Here is a 1,222-nt window from a genome sequence, read left to right as displayed (position 1 = left end):
GTGACCTGCCCCCAGAGTTAGATACAACCGTCAGTTAGTAAGGTCGGTTTGTTTACCTTCACATTTTCCATTTCGCCACCGTGCTGCAAACTCTGATGGCGTCTGATAATTCAGTGCTGAATGTGGACGACACTCGTTATAATCCTGCCGCCAGTCATTAATGATTTTCCTTGCGTGAACGATATCGCTGAACCAGTGCTCATTCAGGCATTCATCGCGAAATCGTCCGTTAAAGCTCTCAATAAATCCGTTCTGCGTTGGCTTGCCCGGCTGGATTAAGCGCAACTCAACACCATGCTCAAAGGCCCATTGATCCAGTGCACGGCAAGTGAACTCCGGCCCCTGGTCAGTTCTTATCGTCGCCGGATAGCCTCGAAACAGTGCAATGCTGTCCAGAATACGCGAGACCTGAACGCCTGAAATCCCAAAGGCAACAGTGACCGTCAGGCATTCCTTTGTGAAATCATCGACGCAGGTAAGACACTTGATCCTGCGACCGGTGGAAAGTGCGTCCATGACGAAATCCATCGACCAGGTCAGATTGGGCGCCGCCGGACGGAGCAGCGGCAGACGTTCTGTTGCCAGCCCTTTACGACGTCTTCTGCGTTTTACGCCCAGGCCACTGAGGTGATAAAGCCGGTACACGCGCTTATGATTAACATGAAGCCCTTCACGGCGCAGCAACTGCCAAATACGACGGTAGCCAAAACGCCTGCGCTCCAGTACCAGCTCAGTGATGCGCCCTGATAAATGCGCATCAGCAGCCGGACGGTGAGCCTCATAGCGGCAGGTCGACAGGGATAAACCTGTAAGCCTGCAGGCACGACGTTGCGACAGACCGGTCGCATCACACATCAGCATCACGGCTTCCCGCTTCTGGTCTGTCGTCAGTACTTTCGCCCAAGAGCCACCTGAAGCGCCTCTTTATCCAGCATGGCTTCGGCAAGCAGCTTCTTGAGTCTGGCGTTCTCTTCCTCAAGCGACTTCAGGCGCTTAACTTCAGGCACCTCCATACCGCCATACTTCTTACGCCAGGTGTAAAACGTGGCATCGGAAATGGCATGCTTGCGGCAGAGTTCACGGGCGGGTACCCCAGCTTCGGCTTCGCGGAGAATACTGATGATCTGTTCGTCGGAAAAACGCTTCTTCATGGGGATGTCCTCATGTGGCTTATGAAGACATTACTAACATCGGGGTGTACTAATCAACGGGGAGCAGGTCA

Annotated in this window: 1 protein-coding gene; it reads right to left on the bottom strand. The window is 53.5% G+C overall.

Translation table 11 applies throughout. From position 1 onward, the window contains the following. Window positions 1-30: 30 nt before the first annotated feature. Window positions 31-1,151, bottom strand: a protein-coding gene (locus tag ACQUTI_RS26300; RefSeq protein ID WP_085955508.1) for an IS3 family transposase whose coding sequence is annotated in 2 segments (ribosomal slippage) — window positions 31-893 and window positions 893-1,151 — 1,122 coding nt in all. Because the reading frame shifts where the segments join, the coding sequence is not laid out codon by codon here. Window positions 1,152-1,222: the final 71 nt, after the last annotated feature.

This window comes from Klebsiella sp. 7-CIP_Kleb., from assembly GCF_050378655.1.
Taxonomy (GTDB): Bacteria; Pseudomonadota; Gammaproteobacteria; order Enterobacterales; family Enterobacteriaceae; genus Klebsiella; species Klebsiella quasipneumoniae.
The sequence above is the reverse complement of the archived record's forward strand: the minus strand, read 5'-3'. Positions and strand labels throughout refer to the sequence as shown.